The sequence below is a fragment of the Massilia sp. GER05 genome, assembly GCF_052056005.1.
Taxonomy (GTDB): Bacteria; Pseudomonadota; Gammaproteobacteria; order Burkholderiales; family Burkholderiaceae_D; genus Telluria; species Telluria orientalis.
In genome coordinates this window covers 5,743,226-5,763,274 of the sequence record NZ_CP178858.1, presented here as the reverse complement: position 1 = coordinate 5,763,274, position 20,049 = coordinate 5,743,226, and the positions used below count along the sequence as shown (strand labels likewise).

General features: G+C 61.4%; 16 protein-coding genes and 1 pseudogene. 11 read left to right on the top strand and 6 right to left on the bottom strand.

Annotated features, from left to right (window positions below; genetic code table 11):
- Positions 1-44 precede the first annotated feature (44 nt).
- The 7 genes and pseudogenes from ACL58G_RS25425 (at position 45) to ACL58G_RS25395 (ending at position 9,868) form a co-directional block, all read left to right on the top strand.
- A complete protein-coding gene (locus tag ACL58G_RS25425; RefSeq protein WP_440963596.1) occupies positions 45-2,138 on the top strand; it encodes a TonB C-terminal domain-containing protein in 2,094 nt (697 codons plus the stop codon).
- A 304-nt stretch (positions 2,139-2,442) separates the two neighbouring features.
- Positions 2,443-2,685: pseudogene (locus ACL58G_RS25420) on the top strand (DUF1565 domain-containing protein); the annotation flags it as partial.
- Between the two features lie 27 nt (positions 2,686-2,712).
- A complete protein-coding gene (locus ACL58G_RS25415; protein ID WP_413389090.1) occupies positions 2,713-3,573 on the top strand; it encodes a choice-of-anchor Q domain-containing protein in 861 nt (286 codons plus the stop codon).
- A 240-nt stretch (positions 3,574-3,813) separates the two neighbouring features.
- A complete protein-coding gene (locus ACL58G_RS25410) occupies positions 3,814-4,917 on the top strand; it encodes a polysaccharide biosynthesis/export family protein (RefSeq protein ID WP_413387776.1) in 1,104 nt (367 codons plus the stop codon).
- A gap of 59 nt (positions 4,918-4,976) precedes the next feature.
- Positions 4,977-7,259, top strand: a complete 2,283-nt coding sequence (locus tag ACL58G_RS25405) for a polysaccharide biosynthesis tyrosine autokinase (protein WP_440963595.1) — start codon at positions 4,977-4,979, stop codon at positions 7,257-7,259.
- 65 nt (positions 7,260-7,324) lie between these two features.
- The gene (locus ACL58G_RS25400; protein WP_440963594.1) at positions 7,325-8,605 is read left to right on the top strand and encodes a lipopolysaccharide biosynthesis protein; all 1,281 of its coding nucleotides are present in this window, start codon (positions 7,325-7,327) and stop codon (positions 8,603-8,605) included.
- The gene (locus ACL58G_RS25395) at positions 8,606-9,868 is read left to right on the top strand and encodes a glycosyltransferase (RefSeq protein WP_440963593.1); all 1,263 of its coding nucleotides are present in this window, start codon (positions 8,606-8,608) and stop codon (positions 9,866-9,868) included.
- Between the two features lie 27 nt (positions 9,869-9,895).
- On the opposite strand, the gene ACL58G_RS25390 is transcribed toward ACL58G_RS25395, so the two are convergent.
- Positions 9,896-11,095, bottom strand: coding sequence for an acyltransferase family protein (locus ACL58G_RS25390; protein WP_440963592.1), 1,200 nt, complete (start codon positions 11,093-11,095; stop codon positions 9,896-9,898).
- A gap of 275 nt (positions 11,096-11,370) precedes the next feature.
- On the opposite strand from ACL58G_RS25390, the gene ACL58G_RS25385 reads away from it, so the two are divergent.
- From ACL58G_RS25385 to ACL58G_RS25370, 4 genes are read left to right on the top strand one after another with little or no spacing between them, the layout of a single operon-like run.
- The gene (locus ACL58G_RS25385) at positions 11,371-12,603 is read left to right on the top strand and encodes a glycosyltransferase family 4 protein (protein ID WP_440963591.1); all 1,233 of its coding nucleotides are present in this window, start codon (positions 11,371-11,373) and stop codon (positions 12,601-12,603) included.
- A 41-nt stretch (positions 12,604-12,644) separates the two neighbouring features.
- A complete protein-coding gene (locus ACL58G_RS25380) occupies positions 12,645-13,241 on the top strand; it encodes a sugar transferase (protein WP_440963590.1) in 597 nt (198 codons plus the stop codon).
- 4 nt (positions 13,242-13,245) lie between these two features.
- Positions 13,246-14,439 (top strand): DegT/DnrJ/EryC1/StrS family aminotransferase, encoded by a 1,194-nt coding sequence (locus tag ACL58G_RS25375; RefSeq protein ID WP_440963589.1) that lies wholly within the window; start codon positions 13,246-13,248, stop codon positions 14,437-14,439.
- Positions 14,436-15,110 (top strand): membrane-associated phospholipid phosphatase, encoded by a 675-nt coding sequence (locus ACL58G_RS25370; protein ID WP_413387785.1) that lies wholly within the window; start codon positions 14,436-14,438, stop codon positions 15,108-15,110. The genes ACL58G_RS25375 and ACL58G_RS25370 overlap by 4 nt, the downstream gene beginning before the upstream one ends.
- Here ACL58G_RS25370 and ACL58G_RS25365 read toward each other — a convergent pair.
- From ACL58G_RS25365 to ACL58G_RS25345, 5 genes are read right to left on the bottom strand one after another with little or no spacing between them, the layout of a single operon-like run.
- Entirely contained in the window at positions 15,107-16,267 is a 1,161-nt protein-coding gene (locus ACL58G_RS25365; RefSeq protein WP_440963588.1) for a right-handed parallel beta-helix repeat-containing protein, read from the bottom strand. The genes ACL58G_RS25370 and ACL58G_RS25365 overlap by 4 nt on opposite strands.
- Before the next feature lie 50 nt (positions 16,268-16,317).
- Positions 16,318-17,427 (bottom strand): non-hydrolyzing UDP-N-acetylglucosamine 2-epimerase, encoded by a 1,110-nt coding sequence (gene wecB / locus ACL58G_RS25360; RefSeq protein WP_440963587.1) that lies wholly within the window; start codon positions 17,425-17,427, stop codon positions 16,318-16,320.
- Positions 17,428-17,465: 38 nt separating this feature from the next.
- Entirely contained in the window at positions 17,466-18,206 is a 741-nt protein-coding gene (locus ACL58G_RS25355; RefSeq protein ID WP_413337668.1) for a hypothetical protein, read from the bottom strand.
- Positions 18,207-18,241: 35 nt separating this feature from the next.
- Entirely contained in the window at positions 18,242-18,937 is a 696-nt protein-coding gene (locus ACL58G_RS25350) for a hypothetical protein (protein WP_440963586.1), read from the bottom strand.
- Positions 18,909-20,039 (bottom strand): glycosyltransferase family 4 protein, encoded by a 1,131-nt coding sequence (locus ACL58G_RS25345; RefSeq protein WP_440963585.1) that lies wholly within the window; start codon positions 20,037-20,039, stop codon positions 18,909-18,911. The genes ACL58G_RS25350 and ACL58G_RS25345 overlap by 29 nt, the downstream gene beginning before the upstream one ends.
- Positions 20,040-20,049 lie beyond the last annotated feature (10 nt).

Below are 20,049 nucleotides of genomic sequence, written 5' to 3'. Positions count from 1 at the left end.
CAGCAACATTTCATTTCTTCATCTCCTGACGCGACACGACCAGCATGCCCAATGCCACTGCGGTACGACCTGTGCTATCCAATGATGCGTCCGAGCGCAGGCTGGCAATGGGCGTGCTGGTTTCCCTGCTGCTGCATGCCCTCGTACTGTCCCTGCAGTTCGGCATTCCCGGGTTACGGCCGGGACCCGGCGGTCCGATATCGGTCCGGCTGACGACGCCAGCGGTGCCTGCGCCGGCCCCGTCGCCCGTGCCACCGCCGCCGGTACCTGCGTTGCCGCCCGCCGCAGCCGCACCTGCGCCCGCCGCAGCCGCAGCCGCACCTGCGCCCGCCGCAGCCACATCTGCGCCCGCGGCAGCGGCGCCGCTGCCCTTTCCGCCGAAGCAGCCGGCCACAGCGCGCCACGGTTTCACGGTCGTCGATCCCGTCGTGCCGGTACCGGCGCCCAAGGCACCGGCACCCACGCCCGCGCCGCCGCTGCGGCGCGTCGTCAAACGCCGCCGCAAACCGCCTGCCACGCGCGTGGCCGACGGATTGCACACGCGGGTGATCGCTCAGGAAACCCATCAGGACAACACGTTCGACGTGCCGCTGCCGGCTGTCGAGCCCGATCCCGTGCCAGACCCGGTGGCCCGCGCCGAGCCGCCGGCCGAGGCCGATGCACCCGTCGAGGACGATGCGATGGCGCAAGAATCCGCACGGGCCGAGCGCGCCCGCGTGGCGGAAGAACGCGAGCAGGAGCGGGCGCTGCGGCGCGAAGCGGACGAAGCCCGCCTGCGGGCCGAGGCCGAGGACAGGCTGCGGGCCGAGGCCGAGCAGCAACGCCAGCGTCTCGCCGAGCAATCCGCGCAATACGAGACGGCGCTGGCCGGGCAGCGCGCGGCCGAGGAAGCGCAGGCGAGGGTACGCCAGGAAGAGGAAGAGCGGCGCCGGGAAGAGCAGCGCCGCCTTCGGCAGGCCGAGCAGGAGCGGGCGCAGCAGCTCGCCGAGCAGCAGCGTATCCGGCAGGCGGAGCAGGAAACGGCACAACAGCTGGCTGAACAGCAGCGTATCCGGCAAGCCGAGCAGGAGCGGGCACAAGAGCTGGCCGAACAGCAGCGCATTCAGCAAGTCGAGCAGGAGCGGGCACAACAGCTGGCCGAACAGCAGCGCATTCAGCAAGTCGAGCAGGAGCGGGCACAACAGCTGGCCGAACAGCAGCGTATCCAGCAAGCCGAGCAGGAGCGGGCACAACAGCTGGCCGAACAGCAGCGTATCCGGCAAGCCGAGCAGGAGCGGGCACAACAGCTGGCCGAACAGCAGCGTATTCAGCAAGCGGAGCAGGAGCGGGCGCGGCAATTGGCCGAGCAGCAGCGTATCGAGCAAGCCGAGCAGGCGCGCGCGCAGCAGTTGGCCGAGCAACGCCGCGCGGAGGAGACCGTCCGGCAACAGCTGGCGGATCAGGAACGGGCCCGCCGGCTCGCTGAAGAAAGGTCGCGCCAGGAACATGCCCAGGCCGAACAGGCGGCACGGCGCCAGGCGGAAGAGAACGCCCGACTGGCCCAGGAGCAGGCCCGCCAGGCACGCGAGCGTGCCGTTCCCGACGCCGCGGCACCGGGCCCCGCGCGCGCAGGCGCGGACGGCGGCAGCGGCGATGGCGCCGGGCGCGGCAACGGCACGTTCCCGCGCGGCGCGCTGGGCAGCGACCTGGCCTCGCGTGCGCGCGAGATGACGCGCGGCATCGACATCCTGAAACCCGTGCCGCGGGCCGTGCAGCCCGCCGAGGACGCGGCACGTGCCGTTCGGCGCGCCCTGGCCGAGGCGGCGCGCCACGACATTCCGCTGCGCATGTACATGGACAGCGTGCGCCAGAAAATCGAGCGTAACGCCGTTCTGAGCGACGCCCAACTGTCGGCCGACGTGGTGCGCACCGATCCCATCGTCAGCGTGGCCATCCGGAGCGACGGCAGTGTCGAGGACGTGACCATCCTGCGCTCCAGCGGCCGAGCCGACATCGACGACTTCGTGCGCCGCATCGTGCGCCTGAACGCGCGTTACTCGGCGTTTCCGCCGAACGTCGCGGCGAACTACGATGTGATCGAACTGCGGCGCGTGTGGCGTTTCGCAGGTGCCCTGCGGCTGATGGAAGAGATGCGCTGACCTCCGTGGTCGGCGCGGCCACAGAGCCGCGACCAATCCTGTTCTCATTCGAACGCTGAAGCATGCGACATGTTTCAGCGTTCATGTCGCTCGTCCAGCATTCCCACCGTCCAGCCCTTCAGCGACCGTCCCACGCCTGCGTCACGGGATAGCAAACAATAAATGAATATCCTCCTAAGAAATTTTTCGCAGGGGAAATTTCTTTGTATTGTTTGTTACTCCTAAAAAATTTTTCTGCAAATTCATTGAACTTAGGAAGTTTCCACGCCTCAAAGCTACTCCTTTCACTTGTTGAGGCAGTTAAATGCAAAACGCAGTCAAGCTTGTTCCGAACGTTCGTATCAACCTGTTGTCGTGCTTTGGCGCTGTCGCGTTGCTGGCAGTCGGTGGGAGCGCAGTTGCAGCCACTAACATCTACGTATCGCCCACGGGCTCCGATTCCAACCCAGGCACGCAGGCAGCGCCAGTGAAGACGATCACGCGTGCGGACGCGCTGGCAAGCGCTGGATCGACGGTCCACGTTGCCGCTGGTACATATTATGTGTCGGCACCTTCCTTAAGCAATGCCGGCATCGTGACCCGGAAGAGCGGCACCTCGAGCGCGCGTATCCGCTTCGTGTCGGATGTGAAGTGGGGCGCCAAGATCGTCGTGTCGGGCACCGGCATCACGTGGGACTCGCGCGGCAGCTATGTCGATATCGACGGCTTCCAGATCACCGGCTCGGGCCGTCACGGTCTCCTGGCTTCGGGGGCGTACCTGACGTTCAAGAACAACTACATCCACGATCTGACGGTCAGCGGCGGCTGCAACGGCAGCGGCGGCGCAGCGATCGACACGTATGGTCCGGTCGGTAACGTCCTCATCGACCGCAACGTGGTTCGCAACATCGGTTATCGCTATATCGGCGCATGCAATACGATCCAGGGCATCTATATCGCCAATGCCAACAACGTCGTCACGAACAATATTGTCTCGGGCGTTGCAATGGCCGGTATCCAGCAATGGCACGGCGCCACCGCGTCGACGATCGTCAACAACACGTCGTTCCACAACAAGATCGGTATCCTGCTGGGCCAGGGCGACGCGGGCACCACGACCGGCTCTGCCAACAACTACGTCGCCAACAATATCGTCTACGACAACCGTGCTTACGGCGTGATCGAAATGGGCAAGATGGGCGGTAACAACCGTTATGCCAACAACCTGGTCGCACGCAGCGGCACCAGCTGGAAAGTGAAAGGTTCCGTGTCCGGTTCGATTTCGTCGGATCCGCTGTTCAGGAATTACCTGGCGAACGGCACCGGCGACTACCGCGTGTACAGCAGCTCGCCCGCAATCGACCGCGGCACGTCGGCCAAGGCACCGGTGATCGATTTCGCAGGCGTGGCCCGTCCGCGCGGCGCGGCAGTCGATGTCGGCGCTTACGAGTACTGATCGCACCGGCTTACGCTGATCCGCTCATCTCGCACTAGCGAGAACGATACCCGCATCGAAGTTCGATGCGGGTATTTTTATTTCCCCGCCGCCTATACGCACACTCGCGGGCAAACTGTTGCCGCTGGCGTTAATGCTGACCTGAGCCTGCCGTTTGACGTGCGCCAAAGCCATTCCGGGTAGCGGGCTTACCCTGACTCGGATCGCCAGGGGTTGGCAGCACATTCCGACAGGCAAATCATGAGAGCTTCCTCTACGCAATTTATGGCGGCCGCCTTGCTGGCGCTCGCCTTAGGCGGATGCGCCCCCGTTATCCAGTTCCGCTCGCAGGACAAAGCGGGGACCGACGAACCCGCGCCGCCGACAGAAATGATCACGGAACAACTGATCACCGTGGAACGGCAGCAGCATCAGGACGTGGCCAACCAGGGCCTGGACGAGCTGCTCGTGCAGAATCCGGCGCCCTACGCGATCGGCAGCGGCGACGTGCTGTCCATCGTGGTCTGGGACCACCCTGAACTGGCCGGGACTGCCGTAAACGCGTCCCCTGGCGCACCCGATCCCAGCGGAGCGAACGCGGCGCCGCCGGGTTTCGTGGTCGACCATCTCGGGCGCATCCAGTTTCCGCTCATCGGCCTCGTGCCCGTCGAGGGCCTGACCGAGGAGGAGGCCCGCGCGGTCCTGACGAAGAAACTTTCCAGGTATCTTGCGGGCCCGAACGTCACGTTGCGGGTCCAGTCCTACCGCAGCAAGCGCGTGTACATCGACGGCGAGGTCAAGGCACCCGGCCTGCAAGCCATCAACGACATCCCGATGACCCTCGTCGAGGCGCTCAACCGTGCCGGCGGCCTGCTGCCCACCGCCGACCAGAGCAGGATCGTCCTCGAGCGCAGCCAGCAGCGCTACCGCGTCAACCTGCGCGACCTCGTGCAGAAGGGCATCAATCCCGGACTGGTCATGCTCAAGCCGGGCGACGTGGTCCGCGTGCAATCGCGAGACGAAAGCAAGGTCTTCGTTTCCGGCGAGGTCATCACGCCCAAGGCGCTGACGATGCACGATGGGCGCCTCACGCTGAACGAGGCGCTCGGCGAGAGCGGCGGCATCAGTCCGCTGAGCGGCGATGCGCGGCAGGTCTACGTGGTGCGCAAGACGTCCGGCCGGACCCGCGTGTTCCGGCTCGACGCCCGCGAGGCCAGTTCGCTGGCGCTGGCCGAAGGCTTCGAATTGCAGCCCAAGGACATCGTCTACGTGGCAGCGACGCCCCTGGCTAACTGGAACCGGAACCTGAGCCTCCTGTTTCCGGGCGCACTGACGTCGGCCGTCAGCGCCACCACGCGGCCCTGAAACCCGCGCACACGAACGCACGCTTGATCACGCACACGGAACCCTGCAGGAGCATGACCATGAGCACCCTCGGCGAGTCGCATTCCCTGACACCTGTGGTCCATACGCCGCCTATCATCAGTGTCCCTTTCGATCCGCGCGCGACAGCGGGTGGGGCAAACGACCCGCCTTTCGACCTCAAGAGCCACCTGCACACACTCTATGACAGCCGCTGGCTGATCGGCGGAATCACGGCCCTCATCACGCTGACAGCCGTACTGTACGCGCTGCTTGCGATGCCGGTGTTCGAAGCGGACCTGCTGATACACGTCGAGGAGGAGAGCCCGAACGCCACGAAGAACATCCTCAGCGAAGCGTCGTCGCTGTTCGAGACCAAGAAGGCAGCCATCGCCGAGATGGAGTTGCTGCGCTCGCGGATGGTCGTATCGCGCGCAATCGACAACCTGCAGCTGTACATCGACACGCAGCCGAAGTATTTCCCTGTCGCCGGATTCTGGTTCGCCAACCAGAACAGCGGCGCGCTGTCCGAACCGGGACTGTTCGGCTACGGCGGCTATGTCTGGGGTGGGGAAAGGGCCGAAGTTTCGCTTTTCGAGGTACCCGAGGCCTGGCTGGGCCGCGAGTTCGCACTGACGTCATTGGGGAGCGGGCGCTTCCGTTTTTCCGGCGGCGGGCAGCGCACCGTTTTCGACGGCATCGTCGGCCAGCGCTACCGCGTACCGACGCCGGAGGGGACCATCGAGCTGAAGGTCGATCGGATCCAGGCGAAGGCCGGCGCGCGTTTCCGCCTGCGCCGCATCTCGAGGGTGGCCATGATCCAGGCGATCCAGAGCGCCCTCGTGATCTCGGAACAGGGCAAGCAGTCCGGCGTGATCGAGGTCAAGCTGCAGGGCGAGAATGCCCAGCGCACCTACGCGGTCCTGCGCGAGATCGGGCGCGAGTACATGCGCCAGAATCTGGCGCGCAAGACCGAGGAAGCGGAAAAGTCGCTGGCCTTCCTGAACCAGCAACTGCCGATCCTCAAGCGCCAGCTCGAGCAGGCCGAAGACCGTTACAACCAATTCCGCAACACCCACGGCACCGTGGACCTGCAGGAAGAGGCCAAGGAAATGCTCGCGCAGGCGGCAGCGACGCGCACCCGCAGCCTCGACCTGATCCAGAAAAAAACCGAATTGCTGGGACGCTTCACGGAAGACCATCCGATCATCGCGACCATCAATCGCCAGCGCAAGGAAGCCCAGGCGGAAATCGATGAAGTCAACGCGCGCATCAAGGCCTTGCCGGCACTGGAGCAGGAAGAAGCGCGACTGACCCGGGACATCAAGGTCAGCACGGACCTGTACACGGCACTGTCGAACACGGCCCAGCAGTTGCGACTGATTTCGGTGGGCCGGGTGAGCAACGTGCGCATGGTCGATGAGCCGGTGCCGCCCGAAAAGCCGCTCAAGCCGAACCGTCCCTTGATCGTCGCGCTCGCGGTGGTCACGGGGCTCTTGCTCGGCACCATGGTCGCGTTTGCACGCAATGCGATGAAGGGCGGCATCGACGATCCGCAGAAGATCGAGCGCTTGCTGCATGCCCGTGTGGTCTATGCCACGATCCCGCACAGCAGCAACCAGGACAAGCTGATGCACAAGGCGCGGGGCGGCATGGAGCCCATGCCTCTGCTGGCCCGTGTCATTCCCGGGGACGCCGCCGTGGAAAGCCTGCGCAGCTTCCGGGCTGCCCTGCAGTTCGCGATGCCCCACTTCAGGAACAACATCGTCATGTTCGCCGGGCCGACCCACGGCCTCGGCAGGTCCTTCGTGCTGACGAACTTCGCAGCCGTGATGGCGGCCAGCGGCAAGCGGGTGTTGCTGATCGATGCGGACTTCCGCAGCGGCCACCTGCACCGCTACTTCGGCGTCAGCCGCGACCAGGGATTGTCCAAGGCCATCAATGGATCGATGCGGATCGAAGACGTCGTGCACCACGAGGTCTTCGAGAATCTCGACTTCATCCCGACGGGCCCGTTGCCGCCGAACCGCTCGGACTTTTTGCTGCACGTGAATTTCAGCACGTTACTCGAAGCCGCTGGCGCCAACTACGACCTGGTGCTGATCGACACGCCGCCAGTCCTGCTGGCCTCCGACGCCCTCATCATCGGCAATCACGCCGGTGCCATATTCCTCCTCGCGCGCGCGCGCGTCACGACCGACGCCGAGATCACGGAATCGATCAAGCGCCTGAATCATGCAGGCCTTTCGCCGCGCGGGGTGCTGTTCAACGACATGGCCTTGCGAATTGGCGCCGGTCGTACGCAGTACATCGACGAGGCGGCGCAGCTGGGCTACTCGGCCTAGCGATGAAGACCATGATGCGAAGCCTGTTTGCAGCGTTCTCATTGGGGCGATCCCCGGATTCGCACTTGAACCTGTCTGCCACCATAGGTGCGACTGTCGCCCGCCAGATCCTGTCAGGTTCCCTGTACTTTGCCGGGATGTGCATCACCGCGCGGTTGCTCGGGCCGGCGGGTAACGGGGTGCTGGCCACGGCGATGCTGCTGCCCCAGGCGCTGTACGCATTTCTCAACCTCGGCATGGGTGCGAGCCACGTGTACCACCTGAGCTCCGGTTCCGGCAATCCGCGGCAGATGCGCGCCGCGAACTGGCTTCTTGCAGCCCTGCTATGGGTGGTCGTCGCGCTGGTACTGGCGGCCGGCAGCGAGCAACGAATTGCCCGTTACCTTCCCGGCATACACAAAGGCCTGGCCCTGTATGCCAGTCTCCTGTTCCCGCTGCTGCTGCTGGCAGGATGGTCATCGTCGATGATCCGGGGCCAGCGTGACTATCACACCTACAACAGAACGCTGTTGATCCACCCGTTCATTTTTTTCGCCGCGGTTGCCTTATTGGGGCTGACCGGCAGCGTCAGCGTGGCGGCCGTCGTGACGTGCCACATCATCGGCCAACTGTCGCTCTGGCTGATGAGCGAAGCGCGGCTCGGGAAAATCGCGCCTGGCGCCACCGGCCAGTACCGGTTGCGCGCTGCGGTTGCGTTCGGGCTGCGCGCTCACGTCAGCAATGTCATCACCTTTCTTAACTACAGGCTCGCGTTGTATCTCGTCAGCTTCATGTTGGGCGCCACCGCGACTGGATTCTACGCATTGGCGGTACAGCTGGCGGAGATGCTGTGGCTGTTCTCGGGCGCCGCGTCGTCGATCGTGTACCCGGAGTCGGCCGCCAACAGCAGGTCGCCGGAGGCGCTGGAAGCCATGGTGACGAAAGTGGCGAGACTGGTCGTGCAGGTGACGTTGGCCGGCGCGCTGGCCGCTGCCGCCATCTCGTCATTCGCGATCCCGCTCGCATTCGGCAAGGATTTCCGGGGCAGTGTCGCACCGTTCATCATTCTGCTGCCGGGGATCGTCACCTGGAGCTATATGAGCATCATTTCGAATGCCCTTGCCGGGATGGGATTTCAAAGAGTGAATATCCAAGGCGCTATCTTGTGCCTGGTGATCAATGCCATCTGCGGCGTCCTCGCCATTCCAGTCATGGGAACGAGCGGTGCGGCACTCGCGTCGACGGTCGCGTTCTCGATCACTGCCCTTTATACCGTGGTCATGTACAGGAAGATCATGGCCGCGAAGCGGGCGGAGGCGAGTGGCGCGCGCACCGATGTCGAGACCTTTGTCGATGGAGACGAGTGAATGAAACAGGAACGCATACTGGTGGTGACCACATCTTACCCTTACGGCCGGAATGAAGCCTTCATCAAGGCCGAGCTGGAATATCTTGCCCAGTGTTTCGCGCATGTCGAACTCGTGCCGGGTTTCTACTCGCGGGACGCCGCGCCGCGCCCGACCTCGCTACCGGTCAACCTCGACTACGCGAATGCGCGTTGGGGCATGAAGCGACGCTTCATGCTGGTCAGTTCATTCTTGGGAGGACTGTGGCGCTACGCGTGGCTCGACGATGCGCGGCGTGTCATGCGCGGCGCGCACCGCTGGGAGAACGTAAAGGAATTGGCGCGCGCCCTGTACCGCGCCCGCCTGTTCGAGCGCTTTCTGGTCGAGCAGGTTCAGTACGCGAACAAGAAAATCGACATCGTTTATTTTTACTGGATGTTCCCGGAAATCGCTGGCGCGATCCGTTTCCGGAATGTGTACCAGCCCTCGCTCAAGGTGGTGTCGCGAGCCCATCGCGGCGACCTGTACGAGGACAAGCGCAGCGGTGGGTATGCAGGCTTGCGGCAGGGGGTGTTGGCCGGGATCGACGCTGTCTTCAGCATTTCCGACCATGGCCGGGCCTACGTGGCGCGCGAGCATCCTGCGGCGGCACGCAAGTGCTTCACCGCGCGCCTCGGCGTGGATGACCCCGGGTTCGAGAATGCGCAGCCGCACGAGGAAGCGCTCTCCGTCGTCTCGTGTTCCTTCGTCGTGGAGGAGAAGCGCCTGCATCTCATCGTCGATGCGATTGCGCACCTGCTGGAGGCAGCCCCATCGCTGAGTGTCCGGTGGACCCATATCGGGGACGGCGGGCTGTTCGAGGAGCTCCAGGCATACGCCCAGTCGAAGCTGGGGGGAATGCGCGCCGAGGTCGTGTTCACGGGCTATCTTGCGCAGGAAGACGTGATGAAGCTGTACCGGGAGCAAACCTTTGATGTATTCATTAACGTCAGTTCGAGCGAAGGGATCCCTGTCAGTCTCATGGAGGCGAGTTCGGTCGGCATTCCGATGGTGGCAACCGACGTTGGCGGCAACAGCGAAATCGTCAATGAAAGCAATGGCATCCTGATCCCGGCCGATCCTGACGTCGCGACCATCGCCAGTGCGCTGGCGCGCTTCCGGGACAGGGCGTCGGCTGTGGCCTACCGGACGCGTGCGCGCGCCGATTGGCAGGAAAAATATAGCGCCGCCCACAATTACCCGCAGTTCGGCCAATCCCTGGTCGACATCGCGTCCCGTCCCTGAAGGCGCGCGCCGAGCCGTCCGCGGGCTTCAATCGGCGCGAAAGGTCGGTGCGACGGGCGTGCGGGCAGGGCGCTGCAGCAGCATGCGCTTGAGCAGCCGCCGAATCTGGTAAGTGTGCGATTCGAACAGCCGGTATGATAAATAGGCACCCACAAGCAATGTGGCCAGCATGGCCAGATAGATCGCGAAGTGCAGCGGCTCGTGCGGCGACAACTCGCGCAGCCCCCAGCGCTTCAATGTCCAATGCTGCAGCAGGCCGATCAGCGGCACGTGCACAACATAGAGGCTGAAGGAGAATTCCGCGAAGAAGGTGCCGATCCTGCTCAGGCGCGGCCGCAGCCTGGACGTTGCGGCGGCCTTGAATTGCAGGCTCGACAAAAGCACCAGGAATACCAGGCTGCACCCGAGATCCGGCAGGAGGTTGGCAAGGGTGAACGCGTTCATGTCGCCAGTCAGCCGGTAATACGCCCACAGCGCGGCGACCAGTATCAACCAGCCCGTGCGCTGCCCGGTGCTGCACTCGATCCGGATCCGCGAAAATGTCACGCCCAGCAACCAGATGCCGAAGTAGCCGACGATCGCGGCGGGCAACAGGGCTGCCAGCACGAGAAGCGTGGCACCGCACGCTACGCGCAGGGCGCGGCCAGGTGCGCGCAACAGCACGACCAGGAGCGGGAACAGGATGTAATACCAGGTCTCGTTGGCGAGGCTCCAGAGCGGGAAGTTGCCGCCGAACGCAGGCACGGCGATGGTTTGCAGGCCGACCAGGTTGGCGCCGAACACCACGGCGGAGTAATCGTTGGCAGGATGAAAATCGATGTCTTGCGCATCCACGATCCCGGTGGCGAAGCCGAACAGCAGTGTCAACACGAAGGTCGGCACCAGCACCGTCCACAGACGTGTTACACGGTCGATCCCATAGCCGACAATCGCATCGGGCTGCCGGATCTTGTCCAGCAGGCTGCCCCCCACCAGCCAGCCGCTGATGACGAAAAACACCAGTACCGCATGGTGCGCAAAGCCGGTAGCGAACGTGAATCCTTTGAACCAGATCGATGGATCCACGACCGTACGCAAGCTCGGGTACACATCCGCGCGCAGGTGCGCGGCGGCAACCTCGATAGCCGCCAGCCCGCGCAACAGCGAAATCACGACCGAATGCCAGCAGTCGTCGCCGGCCTGACTGTGTGCCTGGAATGTGATCCTAGGCATTTTATTGATAGCCATGATTCATTTCCTTTTGGGAGCTATGCGACCGGTTCTCTATCGGACGATATCGATGCCGGCACCAGCGTTATTGATGCTGCATAAAGCTAAATCACATCAAAACACGAGAAAACACTCCGACGTCGACTTTTTAAGTTCGCTCAATGGAATAAAAGAAAAATTCGATAAATACTCGGATTGGTTACGATTGATGTTAATCAGTTTGTGCGGTCTTAAAAATATGATAATCGCACCTGTTGTTCGATCGTCGTGCTGGATTGCCAGGTGTCGAAACGATGCACATTCTCTACGTCAATCATTATGCGGGTTCGCCGTACTATGGCATGGAGTATCGGCCGTATTACCTGGCACGAGAATGGGTGCGCATGGGGCACAATGTGCAGATTGTTGCAGCTTCCCAATCTCATATCCGAAGCCGGCAGCCTCGGCTCGCAGGCCAAAACCGCCTGAATGAAACCATCGACGGTATTCAATACACGTGGCTCGAGACGCCCGCGTATTGCGGTAACGGCATTGGACGGGTGCGCAATATGGCATCCTTCGTCAGCCATTTGTATTTCGAGAGCAAGCGAATTGCCGCATCGTTCAAACCGGATGTGGTCATTGCGTCGAGCACCTATCCAATGGACATTTGGCCCGCGCGCCGGATAGCAAAATTGGCCGGTGCGAAACTCGTCTTCGAAATACATGACTTATGGCCGCTGACGCCAATGGAACTCGGGCGGATGTCGAAATGGCATCCCTTCATCATGCTGGTGCAAGCAGCAGAGGATTATGCCTATCGTCATGCGGATACGGTCGTATCAATGCTTCCGAAAGTGCATGACTACGTGGAATCCCGCGGGGTAACGCGTGACAGATTGCACATCGTCCCGAATGGCGTCGATCCGCGGGAGTGGACGACAGGTGGCGCCGAACTCCAGGCAAGCGTCGAGGTGGCACTTTCCGCTATCAGGGATGCGGGAAACTTCGTGGTTGGCTACGCAGGCACGCATGGCGTATCGAACTCGCTGCACACCTTGCTTGATGCCGCAGCACTCATGCGCGACGACAAAGTGGTTTTTGTGCTGGTCGGAGGCGGTCCGGAAAAAGCGGGCTTGCAGCGCCGGGCGCAGGCAGAGGAGTTGCAAAACGTTCGTTTCATCGATCCGGTTGCCAAGGAGCAGATTCCGGCCCTGCTTCAACGCTTCGACATCGCGTATATCGGCTGGCAACGCCAATCTCTCTACCGTTTCGGTATTGCGCCAAACAAACTGATGGATTACATGATGGCTGCCCGCCCGGTATTGCATGCCGTCGACGCGGGTAACGATCCGGTCGGCGACGCAGGCTGCGGATTGACGGTCGCACCGGAAAATCCGGCAGTCGCGGCGCAAGGCATCCGGAATCTGCTGGCTTTGAGTCCCGGCGAGCGTCAAGCCATGGGGCTGTGCGGCAAGCGTTTTGTCATGGATAACCATGTTTATCCAATCCTGAGCGAACGTTTTCTGGCTGCCTGCAGTGCCTGAAAGGCGGGCCATGCGTATAGCCGATCGACGAGGTGAATGAAATGTCAAAAGCCGACATTTTATTTAAAAGAGCATTTGATATCGTTGCATCGCTTGCGGGATTGCTGTTGCTCGCGCCAGTCATACTCTTATGTTGGTTGGTCGCTGCGATTGAAACCCGAAGCAATGGTTTTTTTATACAAAAGCGCATTGGGCGCCATGGCCGCATCATCCGCGTTTGCAAAATCAAGACCATGTATCCGGGCGACACCCGGCGCAGTCCCATCGCATCAAGAAATCTCGCTTCGATTTCGCAATCCGGTCGCTTTCTCAGGAAATATAAACTCGATGAATTACCTCAGCTGTTTAATGTTCTGGCTGGAAGCATGAGCTTTGTCGGCCCCAGGCCGGATGTGCCTGGGTATGCAGACCGTCTGCAGGGTGAGGACCGCATCATTCTCTCATTGCGGCCAGGAATTACCGGTCCGGCATCGATCAAGTACAAGGATGAGGAGGCCATATTGGCGTCGGTCGATGATCCAGAGACGTATAACGACCGGATCATCTGGCCCGACAAGGTAAAAATAAACCGGGAGTATTTCAATAATTATTCCCTGCTGCGCGATCTGCGCTATATTTTTTATACCATTTTCGGATAAGGTCATGAGTACTTCATGCGCTACCTGGCCAAGCTTCTCACTCGAGGAAGCAACCGCTGTCAAGAATGTCATCCTGTCGAACAAGGTCAATTATTGGACGGGCACGGAATGCCGGGAGTTCGAAAAGGAATTTGCGGCTTGGGTCGGGACCCGGTACGCCGTCGCGCTATCGAACGGTACGCTCGCGCTGGACGTGGCTCTCAAGGCACTCCGCATATCGCCGGGCGACGAAGTGATCGTGACGCCAAGGACCTTCCTGGCGTCCGCGAGTTGCATCGTCAATGCGGGCGCGGTTCCTGTGTTCGCTGATGTGGACCGGGACAGCCAGAATATTACGGCCGAGACCATCCGGGCCGTGCTGACACCACGTACCAGGGCCATCATCTGCGTACACCTGGCGGGCTGGCCGTGTGACATGGACCCTATCATGGAGCTTGCCGAGGAACGCGGCATCTTCGTGATCGAGGATTGTGCCCAGGCCCACGGCGCGCGCTACAAGGGCCGGATGGTGGGAGGCATCGGCCACATCGGTGCCTGGTCGTTCTGCCAGGACAAGATCATGACCACGGGCGGGGAGGGCGGCATGGTGACCACCAATTCCCGCCAATGGTGGACCACCATGTGGTCGTACAAGGATCATGGCAAGTCGTGGGAGGCCATGTACGAACGTCAGCACCCCCCCGGCTACCGGTGGGTACACGAGTCCTTTGGTACCAATTGGCGGATGTTGGAAATCCAGGCCGTTATCGGGCGTATCCAGCTCCAGCACATGCCCATGTGGACGACCCGGCGGCAGGCGAATGCATCGAGGATCGCTGCTACATGCCGGGAATTTGCGGCATTGCGGGTACCCGTCGTGCCGGCTGACGTGCAGCACGCCTTCTACAAGTTCTACGTGTTCGTGGAGCCCGAGAAACTGGCAGGCGGCTGGACGCGTGACCGGATCATCGAGGAAATCTCTGCAAGAGGTGTCCCGTGCGTTCAAGGCACGTGTTCCGAACTCTATCTGGAGAAGGCCTTCGATAACACAGGCTATCGCCCGACGTACCGGTTGCCGGTCGCGAAGGCGTTGGGCGAGACAAGCCTGATGTTCCTCGTACACCCGTCGCTGAGCGAGCAGGATATGCAGAAGACCTGCCGGGTCATCCGGGAAGTCATGACCGTGGCGGAAGGCGCAGCATTGCCGACGAGTCCATGATGGCGTGGATGCATGTCATCGATATTGGCCATACGGCGGTGATGGTGCCAACGGCGGGTGCGATCGCTGTCTGGCTCATCTGCGGCCGGGCGTGGAAGCTGGCGTCATGCTGGTGCCTGATCTTTGCCGCAGGCCTGGGGTTGGTGGCCCTGTCCAAGATTGCCTTCCTCGGGTGGGGACTGCATGTGCCTTCGCTTGGTTTCAAGGCGCTCAGCGGTCACGCGTGGCGGACCGCGGCAGTACTGCCCGTTCTGTTGTTCGTCCTTCTGCAGGGCGCCCCTGACCGCTGGCGCGAACGCGGATTCGCGGCCGGTGTGGCGTTCAGCATTGGTCTCGGCGCACTGCTCATTCTTTTCAGGTTCCACACGGCTTCGGAGGTTCTTGCGAGCCTGGTGCTCGGCGTCGCTGCCGGCCGTGTGTTTGTACGTCTGTCGGCGACACTGCCGGCGCCCGGTGCAAATCGCCAGACCGTGGCGATGAGCTTGCTTGCTTTCTTTTTTATCTGCAGTTTGAAGCCCTCCACGATCAACCACCGGCTGGTCGACGTCGCGCTCTATTTCTCCGGGCGTGAACAGCCTTATCGATGGACCGGCGGGGTGGACACATGTGCCGCTCGGCAGCCGCGAGCATTGCAAGGTGCGTCGAAAGTGGGCTTGCACAGTCCCGGTTAATGTCCGGCAGCCCCAATACTGTATGCCCCGAGCTCTGCTCGCGTTTCGTGGGAAGAAGCGGTGGCGTATTTGCGGATGGCTGGCGAGCTTTTCCGCAAACGATAATCGCCAGTGCCGTCAGCCTGATAATTCACGAATTCGGGATCAGCTGAGATGGTGCCGCTGATGTGGCCGGCCGCGCGCACACTGGTTCCGCTCAAATACACCAGGTTATCGACATAGCGGTTGTTCGCGCCGACCTTGCCGGCTTCGATAATGCCGTAGGTCATGTTGTCGTAGACGATATTGTTTGCGACGTAATTGTTTTCTGAACCGTTCGGCAAGGTGCCGGCGTCTCCGCCGCCGATGAGTATGCCGATTTTGCAGCCGAAGACTGTGTTGTGCACAATGGTTGAATCCGTGGCGCCATGCCACTGTTGAATGCCTGCCAGCGCAACACCGGACACGATGTTGTCGACGACCGTATTCTTCGGGTTGGCGATGTAGATCCCCTGCACCGTGTTGCACTTGCCAATCATCGATTGGCCAATATTCCTGACCACGTTCCCTTTGATCAATACCTTGCCGTCACCACCGTTGGTATCGATCGCGGCGCCGCCATTACCGGTGCATCCGCCGCTGACCGTCAGCTCGTGAATGAAGTTATTCGCGATCGTGAGATCCGTGCCGTCTGCTAGTATGCCGTGGCGCCCGGTGCCGCTGATGTCGAAACCTTCGATATCGACATGGCTGCCTTTTGAATGCCAGGCGATGCCGGTTCCCACCACAATGATTTTTGCGCCCCATTTGACGTCGGATACGAATTTGAGCCGAGCGGAGGAGGTACCGCTGCGCAGCGTGCTGATGCCTGCGCTGTCCGCGCGTGGCGCGGAGACCCTGTACTCGCCGGGCGCCACATGGATCGTGTAGCCGGGAGCGGCGGCGGCATCTGCTCGTCCGATTGTCAGGAAGGGCGCGTCTTTCGTTCCAGGGTTCGAGTCGGCACCATGGGGGGCCACATACAGCTGTCTGGTGTCGGCACAGGAGGCGAGCAGGGCAGCCAGGCTGATGATTGAAACCACGTGCGCAGCCACTTGAAGCTGCACCTCGCCGCCGGCCCGGGCTTCGTGACGGTTCGGCACATGGCGTGGCTTTTCGTAGGGTGTTGACTCTCTCATGCGTACCTCCGTGGTGTCCGCCGACGGCGCGCTGGTACAGCGTCGGTGGTTCAGGCAAGCTCGTCCGATAGACGTTTCACGATCCGCGCCGCCGCGTCGCCCACGCCATAAGGGGCAATGTCTTGACCGGTAAGTCCAAGGCTGGCTTGCAGGGCATGCAGCACGGAAGCGACATCGACTGGTGGCGCCAGCCGGTTCCATCCAGCGTCCACCAACTCCGTCCACTCGGTCTCATCCCGTAAGGTCACGCAGGGAACACCATAGAAGAAGGCTTCCTTTTGGACGCCACCGGAATCGGTAGCGATGATCGCAGCGTATTTCTCCAGCTGCACCATCGGCAGATAGCCCAGTGGATCAAGCACGATCACCGCGTTTTGCAAGGCCTTCAATTTGCCCTGTTTCGCGAGAGTGCTGCGCGTACGGGGGTGCAGGGGCAGTACCACGTTGATATCGCTGGCGAAACGTGAAAGGGCGTCGACTATCGTTGTCAGCCTGACGGGATCGTCGGTGTTCTCTGCCCGGTGTATGGTGGCCAGGCAATACTCGCCTGCCCGGATACCGTGCTCTTCCCGCAGCCGCCCCAGTACACCCCCGTCGGGCGTGACCCGTGCGCCATGCCGAAGCGCGACATCGAGCATGACGTCGCCGACTTGATGAATACGATCGGCACTGGCGCCTTCGTTCAGTAAATGCACGCCCGCCTTATGGTTCGGCGTGAAGAGCCAACGCGATACCCGGTCCGTAAGGATACGGTTGACCTCTTCCGGCGATCTCATGTTGAATGAACGCAGACCTGCTTCGACGTGCGCGACCGGCATATGGAGCTTGACCGCCGCCAATGATGCTGCAAGTGTGGAATTGGTATCGCCATATACCAGGACGGCATCGGGCGTCTCCAGCAGCAATATATTTTCAATGTCGATCAACATGCGTCCAGTCATGTCGCCATGGGTGCCGCCGTGGATCCCGCACTGATAAGCGGGCGGCTTCATGCCCAGATCGGCAAAAAATACATCCGACATGTTGGCGTCGAAGTGCTGGCCGGTGTGTACGACGGTCTCGCGAAGTTGGCCGGATTCGGCAAGGACGGCCGAGACCGCACTCGCCTTGATGAATTGGGGGCGAGCGCCGATCACTGTGACGATTTTCTTTGTATTCATGGGCTTTCTTTGCTTACCGGTTGAATGCGGGGTGCCGCTTACCACGTCACAGCTTCATAAAAGCGGAAAAGATTGTCCTTGGTGTTTTCCTTCCAGTTCGTTTCGAATTGCCGCGGGTGGGTCACGAGGCACAGGCTGCGGTGTGCGGAGACCACGTTCAGGGGCGAGGTCGGCCAGTAATATTGTGGAGGCGGCCGGTCCACGATATACATGTCGATATGGTCGAGCAGGTTGCGGTCGTAGGCCTCGCACTCGATGCCACAGTCTTCGCGCAACTGCTGGTCCGCGAGGATTTCCGTATTGTTCACCTTCAGGCGGCGGTTCGCGAAGTCCCCATGGCCGGCAACGGTGCGGAGCTTTTTTCCAAGCTGCTGTTCGAGCCACTGGAAGTTCTTGCGGAAGACATGCCTGATTTCCGGGAGTCGGTCGCGCACGAGGGCAGGATCCTTGATCTTGTTCTTCTTGGCGAAAGAGGCCACTTCTTCGTAGTGGTAGCTGGCCTCGCTGCCGTAATCTTCGATTTCACGCATCAGGCCAAAGTCAAGCGTGGACAATCTGAAGTAGTAGCTCGCCTTGACGCCATACTTCTTTTCCATCTCAAATAATTTCCTGGTCGTGCGCAGGTCCGTATCGATGTCGTGCCGATGCACGATGAATGTCGAGGTCGCCGAAACGCCGGCCCGCGTACGGTCGAGGAAATCGCGGATCGAGGTCTGGAGGTAGCCGGCGTCCCTGGCGGCACAAATCAGTTTTTCGTGCGTACGCAGGCGCGACGGCATCCCGTAATCGCTATAGATACGCCTTAGTAATGGAGTCATTGGAGTGAATATTTTGCGCGATAGGGTTCGAAACCGAGCATCGTCTTGAAGGTCCTGAGCCCGGGACTGGCACCAAAGAACGTGTCATACATGAGGTAGCCGTAGGCGTGGCTTTCGATCATCCGGCAGATAATTTCCGTTACCATCAGGTGCATGGCGCCGTCATTGTTGCGCAGGCCAAGCAGGCGGTCGAAGGCGACAAAATTGCCGAAAAACCCAATATCACTGTAGGCTGCCAATTTCCCGGCGGAGTTCAACACACCGAAATATTTGTAGTTCTTCTCCGGGCTGAAGTGCGTTTGTTTTTGCCGGTATGCGTCGGCCATCGGCCGGCCCTGGCGCTGATCGAGCGAGGTGTTGATTTCATGGATGTCCTCGACGAACACGTTCCTGTCGATCTCGACGACCGAGTAACCACGCGACCTGGCTTTCCTGGCGTAGTATCCCGCCGAGTTACGCCCTTTCATGTTCGCCATATACTCGTCGGGGTCCGCAAAGCGCTTCAGGTCGACGAGTGCCGCACCTAACGATTTATTCTGGAAGATCCTGTACCTCGGGTGAGGCTTCGTGAAATGGGCGTGCATGCGCCGTACGCTATCCGGGTTCAGGTCCAGGCGGAATTCGAGGCGTGCGACAGGAAGCTTGCTGATGTCGAGGGCCAGGTTAAACAGCTGGGACAGCTTGCTTGTCATGGGATATCGCTCCGTAGAAGTCGGTCAGCCTGTTTGCCTCGACAGTCCAGTTGTACTTTTCCAGCACGGCCCGGCGGCCGTTTTCGCCCATCGCCCTCGCGGCCTGCGGATGGGTCACGATGTAATCTATCGCGGCTGCGATCGCTTCGGGATCGAGCGGGTCGACGCAGATCCCGCATCGATTGCCTTCGATGATGTCGCGCCAGAGCGGGAAATTCGAGGCGATCACGGGAATACCGGACGACATGTACTCGAACATCTTGGTCGGGTGGGAATCCAGGTGGTTCGGCAGCGGATGGAACGTCACGATGCCTGCGATCGAACGTTTCAACACGTCGCGCACGCCCTGGCGGTCGAGGAACCCATGGGCATTCACGCGGCGCCATCCAGGACTCGCCTTCACTTCCGCCTCGACCGAGGGTTCGGAAAATGTCCCCACCAGGTTCACCCGAGCCGCCGAGGCCAGCAATTCGCCCGCCTGGACCAACTCGCGGATGCCGCGAATACTGCCGATACCGCCGACATAGCAGACCTCGGCCTCCTTGTTTTCCCAGGGACCGTCACCGTCGAGTTCCCCCTCCATGGGGAAATTGTTCACATCGACAGTCAGAGGATGAATCTTGAGAAAATTTTCTCTAATAAAAGGAGTTGCCGTGATGATCCCGTCGAAGCGCGAGCAGGCGTGACGCTCCACGGCCAGATAGGCGGAGGACAGCAGCCTGCGCGAGAGCGGTCCCAGGTAGGGCTTGCCCAGCAGTTGGCGCGCAACATCTTCATGCGAATCGAAGATCACCTTCTTGCCGCGTCGCTTGAGCCGCAATCCCACGGGGAACAGCTCGGGATCGTGCAGTTGATAGATATCGGCATCGAGCGCAATTGCCTTGTCGCCGACGCGGCGCGTGGTCCGCAGGATGCGCTTGACGCGGCCACCCGGGAGGCCGACGTCGGCGATCGCTACCCCGTCCAGCTGGTCGTCGCCCAGACCGTCGGCGACGACCAGCGTCACGTCATACCCGTGCGCGACCAGGGTCCGACACTGCTTGATGAAGATACGCGTGTCGTTGCGAGGATGGGCGGACGTGAGATGAACGACCTTGCACATTGTGGGGCAT

Bases quoted from the DNA above. Each gene is read 5' to 3' on its own strand.
- ACL58G_RS25385 (WP_440963591.1), top strand. From the start codon at position 11,371: ATGCACATTCTCTACGTCAATCATTATGCGGGTTCGCCGTACTATGGC.
- ACL58G_RS25355 (WP_413337668.1), bottom strand. From the start codon at position 18,206: ATGCCGTCGCGCCTGCGTACGCACGAAAAACTGATTTGTGCCGCCAGG.
- ACL58G_RS25350 (WP_440963586.1), bottom strand. From the start codon at position 18,937: ATGACAAGCAAGCTGTCCCAGCTGTTTAACCTGGCCCTCGACATCAGC.
- ACL58G_RS25380 (WP_440963590.1), top strand. From the start codon at position 12,645: ATGTCAAAAGCCGACATTTTATTTAAAAGAGCATTTGATATCGTTGCA.
- ACL58G_RS25390 (WP_440963592.1), bottom strand. From the start codon at position 11,095: ATGGCTATCAATAAAATGCCTAGGATCACATTCCAGGCACACAGTCAG.
- ACL58G_RS25410 (WP_413387776.1), top strand. From the start codon at position 3,814: ATGAGAGCTTCCTCTACGCAATTTATGGCGGCCGCCTTGCTGGCGCTC.
- ACL58G_RS25375 (WP_440963589.1), top strand. From the start codon at position 13,246: ATGAGTACTTCATGCGCTACCTGGCCAAGCTTCTCACTCGAGGAAGCA.
- ACL58G_RS25405 (WP_440963595.1), top strand. From the start codon at position 4,977: ATGAGCACCCTCGGCGAGTCGCATTCCCTGACACCTGTGGTCCATACG.
- wecB (WP_440963587.1), bottom strand. From the start codon at position 17,427: ATGAATACAAAGAAAATCGTCACAGTGATCGGCGCTCGCCCCCAATTC.
- ACL58G_RS25365 (WP_440963588.1), bottom strand. From the start codon at position 16,267: ATGAGAGAGTCAACACCCTACGAAAAGCCACGCCATGTGCCGAACCGT.
- ACL58G_RS25345 (WP_440963585.1), bottom strand. From the start codon at position 20,039: ATGTGCAAGGTCGTTCATCTCACGTCCGCCCATCCTCGCAACGACACG.
- ACL58G_RS25370 (WP_413387785.1), top strand. From the start codon at position 14,436: ATGATGGCGTGGATGCATGTCATCGATATTGGCCATACGGCGGTGATG.
- ACL58G_RS25425 (WP_440963596.1), top strand. From the start codon at position 45: ATGCCCAATGCCACTGCGGTACGACCTGTGCTATCCAATGATGCGTCC.
- ACL58G_RS25395 (WP_440963593.1), top strand. From the start codon at position 8,606: ATGAAACAGGAACGCATACTGGTGGTGACCACATCTTACCCTTACGGC.